The 7,011-nt window shown below is 63.5% G+C and carries 6 protein-coding genes; 4 read left to right on the forward strand and 2 right to left on the reverse strand.

Annotated elements, in window-relative coordinates:
- Window positions 1-48: 48 nt before the first annotated feature.
- Window positions 49-1,368 (reverse strand): ABC transporter substrate-binding protein, encoded by a 1,320-nt coding sequence (locus tag Q2941_RS39875; RefSeq protein WP_254112810.1) that lies wholly within the window; start codon window positions 1,366-1,368, stop codon window positions 49-51.
- A 44-nt stretch (window positions 1,369-1,412) separates the two neighbouring features.
- Window positions 1,413-2,480 carry an ABC transporter ATP-binding protein gene (locus Q2941_RS39880; RefSeq protein WP_027523756.1) on the reverse strand — a complete coding sequence of 356 codons (1,068 nt, stop codon included), beginning with the start codon at window positions 2,478-2,480 and terminating at the stop codon, window positions 1,413-1,415.
- A 204-nt stretch (window positions 2,481-2,684) separates the two neighbouring features.
- Here Q2941_RS39880 and gntR point away from each other — a divergent pair, with 204 nt between their 5' ends.
- From gntR to Q2941_RS39900, 4 genes are all read left to right on the forward strand, one after another.
- Window positions 2,685-3,761 carry an HTH-type transcriptional regulator GntR gene (gene gntR / locus Q2941_RS39885; RefSeq protein WP_051389786.1) on the forward strand — a complete coding sequence of 359 codons (1,077 nt, stop codon included), beginning with the start codon at window positions 2,685-2,687 and terminating at the stop codon, window positions 3,759-3,761.
- Between the two features lie 150 nt (window positions 3,762-3,911).
- The gene (locus Q2941_RS39890) at window positions 3,912-5,741 is read left to right on the forward strand and encodes an IlvD/Edd family dehydratase (RefSeq protein WP_458195908.1); all 1,830 of its coding nucleotides are present in this window, start codon (window positions 3,912-3,914) and stop codon (window positions 5,739-5,741) included.
- A 132-nt stretch (window positions 5,742-5,873) separates the two neighbouring features.
- The gene (locus Q2941_RS39895) at window positions 5,874-6,605 is read left to right on the forward strand and encodes an SDR family oxidoreductase (protein WP_458195909.1); all 732 of its coding nucleotides are present in this window, start codon (window positions 5,874-5,876) and stop codon (window positions 6,603-6,605) included.
- Between the two features lie 70 nt (window positions 6,606-6,675).
- Window positions 6,676-7,011: SDR family NAD(P)-dependent oxidoreductase (locus tag Q2941_RS39900; RefSeq protein WP_458195910.1), on the forward strand; the 336-nt coding region annotated here is incomplete at its 3' end.

A 7,011-nucleotide genomic window follows, 5' to 3' on the forward strand; every position in this document is an offset into this window, starting at 1 on the left:
CAGTGTGCGAATGAGCGGGCGGCCAGACAGCCGCCCGCGTCGAGATCATCAGCGATAGATGCGCTTCAATTGCCGTTCGGCTTCCGCAATTGCACCCTTTGCGTCCTTCGTGCCGGTGCAATAGTTGGCAAACATGTCAACGACGATGAAGTCGGCGATTGCGGTTGCCGCCTTCTCGCCCACCGTACCGATGCCGGACGCCGGCAGGGTGCGCTTGGATGCCTGGGCGAACACCGCATTCTTGGGATCCGCCGTCCACACAGGCGCAGACTCATAGGCGTTCAGGGTCTGCGTCAGATACCCCTGCGCACCGTCCATCCACTTCTCGTACTGCTCCTTCTCCATCATGAACGCGATGAACGCCTTTGCCGCATTCGGATATTTTGTGAAGTTGAAGGCGAGAATCGGAAATACAAGCTGCAACTCAGACGGCTTCCCGACGGGACCGATCGGGTGCAGCGCGTGATAGGTGTCTTCGGCGATGTCCTTCTTGGACGGATCGGTCTTGGCGGCGACGTAGATCGAAATGCCGTTGAGGGTGCAATAGAGCTCGCCGGCCAGGTACGCCTTGTTGTTGGAGGAGTCGTTCCAGGACGGGGTCCCGGGAATGAAGGTTTCATAGAGCGCCTTGCAGTACTCCAGCGCCTTCATTGTCTCCGGCGAATTGATGATGATCTTGTCGCTCTGGTCGACCGTGTAGGCTCCATGCCCCCAGAGGATCCAGTGCAGCCAGGCATTGGCGTCACCGCTGGCGTGTCCGAGCGCAAAGCCGGCCGGCGTGTTGTTCGCCTTGAGCGCTTTGCACATTTCAAGGAAGCTTGGGAAGTCCTTCGGAAACTCCTTGAAGCCCGCCTTGTCGGTCGCCGACTTACGGTACGTCATATAGCCGCCATTGGTCGTAACCGGAATGCCCAGCCAGTCGTCGCCAAGCTTGCAGGTCTTGGCCGCCGCATCCGTCCAGCCGCCGTATTTCTTGCCGAGGTAGTCGGCGACGTCGTTCATCTTCAGCACTTTGGTGGGAAAGAGCTGCGGCAGCGTGTGGAGGCCCCAGGCGATGTCAAGACCGGAGCCGGTGTTGGCGGCAACGGACGCCTTCGGCTGCACGTCTTCGAAGGATTCGCTGAACACGTTCATTTCGGTGCCCGTCGCCGCCTTGAACGCCGCGACGATCGCGTTGAATGCATCGTCTTCCGCCGGCACGAAGCGCTTCCAGCGCATCACGGTCAGCTTGGCACCCGGCTCGGCCTTCCACGGCGAGTCCGCCGCCCAGGCTTTCGCGAATTCGAACAGTGCAGGCCCAGTCAATGCGCCGGTTGCAGCCAGCGCCGTTCCGCCTTGAAGCAATGCCCGGCGGGTAAAGTCTTGCATGTCGTCCTCCCAATGAAACTTTTTTTAGTTTGTTGAAGCCTGCCTTACGCGTTCAGCCGTTTTCCTGTCCCCTCGTCGAACAGATGAACCAGCGACGGATCCGGCTTCAGCCGGACCTTGTCGCCAGGATTGAACTGGTGCCGCTCGCGGAACACGGCGACCACCTGCTCGCCGCCGAGCTTTGCGAACACCTGCGTCTCCGAACCCGTCGGCTCGACCACGACGATCTCGGCTTCCGCCCCGTCGTCGGCGATCGTGAAATGCTCGGGCCGCACGCCATAGACCGCGGGCTGCCCGTCGGACGCGGTGGGCGCGGTCTTGAGCGGCAGCTTGACGCCGTTCGGACCCTCGAAGGTCGCCACCCCGTTCGAGCGCACATGGCCTTTCAGGAAGTTCATCGCCGGCGAGCCGATGAAGCCCGCGACGAACTGATTTTCGGGCTTGTCGTAGAGTTCGAGCGGCGTGCCCATCTGCTCGACGATGCCGTCGTGCATGACGACGATCTTGTCGGCCATGGTCATGGCCTCGATCTGGTCGTGGGTGACGTAGACGGTCGTGGTCTTGAGCCGCTGGTGCAGCTCCTTGATCTCGGTGCGCATCGCGACGCGCAGCTTGGCATCGAGGTTCGACAAGGGCTCGTCGAACAGGAACACCTGCGGATCGCGCACGATGGCGCGGCCCATGGCAACGCGCTGGCGCTGGCCGCCGGAGAGCTGGCGCGGATAGCGATCGAGCAACGGCGTGAGCGCGAGGATCTCGGCGGCGCGCTTGACTCGCTTGTTGATCTCATCAGAGCCCGCGCTGCGCAGCTTGAGCGAGAAGCCCATGTTGTCGGCGACGGTCATGTGCGGATAGAGCGCGTAGTTCTGGAACACCATCGCAATGTCCCGCTCCTTGGGCTGGACATTGTTGACGACGCGCTCGCCGATCGAGATCGTGCCTGAGGTGATGTTCTCGAGCCCTGCAAGCATGCGCAGCAGCGTCGACTTGCCGCAGCCGGAGGGGCCAACGAGAACGACGAACTGGCCGTCCTCGATAGGAATCGTCACGCCGTGCAGGACTTCAAAATTGCCGAACGATTTCCGCACGTCGCGGATGTGCACAGACGACATCTAAGCTCCCTCCTCACTGGTCCGCAGCGCCCATCGAGCACCGCTACCGCCTTTTCTTCTGAGGCTCCACCCAACGAGGCCCCATCGTACAGGCAGCATTGTCCGCAGTTTGCGCGGTTTTGGCAATTTGTCTTTGGTTAGTCTTAGCTGGTAGCGCTGTCAACGTTCCTTTGTTTGCAGGGAGGGCTGTGCTATGAGCAACAAATGGGACGAAAACGCACCAAATCGGGCAAGATCCGACTTGCGGAGGTCGCCGAGCTCGCCGGAGTGAGCCCTATCACCGCGTCCCGCTTTTTCAGGAATCCCGAGGCGCTGTCGGTCGCCAAGCGGGCGCGAGTCGAGAGCGCCGCACGCGAGCTCGGCTACGTGCCGAATCTCGCGGCACGTGCATTGGCCTCGCAGCGCACGGAAGTGATCGCCGTCCTGATCCCTTCCCTCACCAACAACGTGTTCTCCGACGTGCTGCGCGGCATCTATGATGCCTCCGAAGGCGGCCGCTACTCGATCCAGCTCTCCAACACGCGCTACAGCATCCTCCAGGAGGAAAGACTTCTCCGCCTGTTCCTGGCGCAGAAGCCGGCAGGGCTGATCGTCACCGGCATCGACCAGACGGCCGAATCGCGCGCGATGCTGGAGGCGGCCGATTGCCCGATCGTGCAGATCATGGAGCTTGGGCCCGCCCCGGTCGACATGATGATCGGCTTTTCGCACTATGAGGCGGCGCGCGCGGCGATCGCGCACCTGTTCGCGCAGGGCTGTCGCCGGATCGGCTTCGTCGGGGCGCGGATGGACCCGCGGGTGCAGCGGCGGCTGGATGGCTATGTCTCGGCGATGAAGGACGCCGGCCTGTTCGACCAGCACCTCCTGGTCACGACGGCCACACCGACCTCGGTGACGCTGGGGGGAACGCTGTTTGCCGACCTGCTCGGGCGGGAGCCGAATATCGACGCGGTGTTTTGCGCCAACGACGACCTTGCCCTCGGCGTACTCTTCGAATGCCGGCGCCGGGACATCATTGTCCCCGATCAGATCGCCATCGTCGGCTTCAACGACCTCGAATTCATGGCGAGCGCGGTCCCTACGCTCACCAGCGTGCGCACCAACCGCTACGAGATGGGCCGGGCCGCAGCCACGATGCTGATCGAGGCGATCGAAGGCCGCCGCCCGGAACAGCCGGTGCTCGATCTCGGCTTCAAGGTGATCGAGCGGCAAAGCTCGCTGGCGCAGCGCGCCGACAGCCAGCCGGCGCTTTCCGGCATGGCGGCAGGGCGAACAAAATGATAGCGTTACCAAGGACCCATGACTAGTATCGCACTTGTGAGGAAACGACCGCCATCAGGCGAGCTGCGGAATGCAGGCTTGCGCTGTTGGGCATCGCACAAGCCGACACGACAGACCAACGCCTGTGCGTTCGCATTCTAGGAGATACCAATGACAAAGAAACCAACCAACGGGCACGCGCCCACAACCGATGGCAGCCGCCGGCGCCTTCGCTCCCAGGAATGGTTCGACAACCCGCATAACCCCGGCATGACCGCGCTCTACATGGAGCGCTACCTGAATTTCGGTCTCACCCGCGAGGAACTCCAGTCCGGCAAGCCGATCATCGGCATCGCCCAGACCGGCAACGACCTCTCCCCCTGCAACCGCCACCACATCGAGCTCGCGCACCGCGTCCGCGAGGGCATCCGCATGGCTGGCGGCATCGCGCTGGAGTTTCCGACCCATCCGATCCAGGAAACCGGCAAGCGGCCGACCGCGGCGCTCGACCGCAACCTCGCCTATCTCGGTCTCGTCGAGGTGCTGTTCGGCTATCCCCTGGACGGCGTGGTTCTGACCACCGGCTGCGACAAGACGACGCCGGCCTGCATGATGGCGGCGGCGACCGTCAACCTGCCGGCGATCGTGCTGTCGGGCGGCCCGATGCTGAACGGCTGGCATGACGGCGAGCGCACCGGCTCCGGCACCATCGTCTGGAAGTCCCGCGAGCGGCTCGCCGCCGGCGAGATCGACTACGAGGAGTTCATGGAGATCGTGGCCTCGTCCGCACCGTCGGTCGGCCATTGCAACACCATGGGCACGGCCTCGACCATGAATTCGCTCGCGGAAGCCCTCGGTTTCTCGCTGCCGGGCTGCGCGGCGATTCCCGCGCCCTATCGCGAGCGCGGCCAGATCGCCTACGAGACGGGCAAGCGCATCGTCGAGATGGTTTGGGAGGATCTGAAACCCTCGGACTTCCTGACCCGCAAGGCGTTCGAGAACTGCATCGTGGTGAATTCGGCGATCGGCGGCTCGACCAATGCACCGATCCACATCAACGCGCTCGCGCGCCACATCGGCGTCGAGCTCACGATCGACGACTGGCAGAAGCACGGCCACGACGTGCCGCTGCTGGTCAACCTGCAGCCGGCCGGCTTCTATCTCGGCGAGGAGTTTCACCGCTCCGGCGGCGTGCCCACCGTGGTGCGCGAGCTGATGAAGCACAAGCGCATCCACGAGGACGCACTCACCGTCAACGGCCGCGGCATCGGCGAGAACTGCGCAAATGCGCCCAAGCCCGACCAGGACGTGATCTGGGCTTACGACAAGCCGATGGTGCAGGACGCCGGCTTCCTGGTTCTGCGCGGCAACCTCTTCGATTCCGCGATCATGAAGACCAGCGTGATCTCCAAGGAGTTTCGCGACCGCTACCTCAGCAATCCGAAAGACCTGAACGCGTTCGAGGGACGTGCGATCGTGTTCGAGGGGCCGGAGGACTATCACGAGCGGATCGACGATCCCTCGCTCGACATCGACGAGCGTTGCGTGCTGTTCATCCGCGGCGCCGGACCGATCGGCTATCCCGGCGGCGCGGAGGTCGTGAACATGCAACCGCCGGCGGCGCTGATCAAACGCGGCATCCTCGCCCTCCCCTGCATCGGCGACGGCCGGCAGTCCGGCACCTCGGGCTCGCCCTCGATCCTCAACGCCTCGCCGGAAGCGGCCGCCGACGGCGGGCTTGCGATCCTGAGGACCGGCGACAAGGTGCGTATCGACCTCAACAAGGGCAGCGCCAATATCCTGATTTCGGATGATGAGGTGAAGAAGCGCCACGTCGAGCTGAAGGCCAGTGGCGGCTTCAAGCATCCGCCGAACCAGACGCCCTGGCAGGAGATCTATCGCAACACCGTCGGCCAGCAGTCGACCGGCGCCTGCATGGAGCTCGCCACGCGCTACCAGAACGTCGCCGGCACGTTTGGCGTGGCGCGGGACAACCACTAGCAGCCACGTCGTCATTGCGAGGAGCGAAGCGACGAAGCGGTCCAGACTGTCTCCGAGGTGAGATTCTGGATTGCTTCGCTTCGCCCGCAATGACGATGAAATAGACAGTTTCAAGGTGAGGAGAACAAGAAAATGGCAGACCGCCTCAAGGGAAAGCGCGCCGTTGTCACCGCCGCGGCGGCCGGCATCGGGCGCGCATGCGCAATCGCATTCGCGCGTGAAGGCGCAACCGTCATCGCCACCGACATCAATGAAGGTGGCATCGCCACTCTGGGCAAGGACGGCGTCGCCGAGACGGCAAAGCTCGACGTTCGCAGTACCGCCGACGTCAACGCCTTCGCCAAGCGCACCGGCAAGATCGACATCCTGCTCAATGCGGCGGGTTTCGTGCACAACGGCACCATTTTGGACTGTTCGGAAGAAGACTGGGACTTCTCGTTCGACCTCAACGTCAAATCCATGCACCGGACCGTCAAGGCGTTTCTGCCGGCGATGATAGCGGGTGGTGGCGGCAGCATCGTCAACATCTCGTCGTGCGCAGCGCTGAGGCCGCCGGCCAACCGTTACGTCTACAGCGCGTCCAAGGCGGCGGTGTCGTTGCTCACGCGCGCGGTTGCGCTCGACTTCATCACGCAAGGCATCCGCTGCAACAGTATCTGCCCCGGCACCGTCGAGACGCCCTCGATGCTCGACCGCGCCGCCGCCGTTGGCCCACAGGGCAAAGAGATGTTCATCGCCCGCCAGAAGATGGGCCGGCTCGGCACCGCAGAGGAAATCGCGGCCATGGCGGTCTATCTTGGCAGTGACGAAAGCGCATTCACCACCGGCGTCGATCTCGTCGTCGACGGCGGCTTCATGCTCTGACTAATCCTCATCCCGGGGCGCGCGCCAAGGGCGCGCTCCTCACCATGAGGGTGCGAGGAAGGAGTTTTGCATGAACAAGATCGACCTCAACGGCCGCTGCGCGATCGTCACCGGCGGTGCGCAGGGCTTTGGCCGCGCCATCGCCGAACGCTTCGTCGCCTCCGGCGCCAAGGTCGCGATCTGGGATTTCGACTCAGGTCTAGCCGAGAAGACAGCCAAGGAAATCGGCGGCGACGTTCGCGTCTTCAAGGTCGACGTCGCCGACACGGCCGCAGTCGAGCAGGCCCATGATGCGACCCTCGCCGCCTTCGGCAGGATCGATATCCTCGTCAACAATGCCGGCATCGCCGGCATCAACAAGACGGTCTGGGAGACCGACCTCGAGGAATGGCGCAAGGTGCTGCGC

This window comes from Bradyrhizobium sp. UFLA05-153 (assembly GCF_054185185.1).

What these genes read in the sequence shown, in the direction of transcription:
- Q2941_RS39875 (WP_254112810.1), bottom strand. Translation starts at nt 1,368, where the DNA reads ATGCAAGACTTTACCCGCCGGGCATTGCTTCAAGGCGGAACGGCGCTG.
- Q2941_RS39880 (WP_027523756.1), bottom strand. Translation starts at nt 2,480, where the DNA reads ATGTCGTCTGTGCACATCCGCGACGTGCGGAAATCGTTCGGCAATTTT.
- gntR (WP_051389786.1), top strand. Translation starts at nt 2,685, where the DNA reads ATGGGACGAAAACGCACCAAATCGGGCAAGATCCGACTTGCGGAGGTC.
- Q2941_RS39890 (WP_458195908.1), top strand. Translation starts at nt 3,912, where the DNA reads ATGACAAAGAAACCAACCAACGGGCACGCGCCCACAACCGATGGCAGC.
- Q2941_RS39895 (WP_458195909.1), top strand. Translation starts at nt 5,874, where the DNA reads ATGGCAGACCGCCTCAAGGGAAAGCGCGCCGTTGTCACCGCCGCGGCG.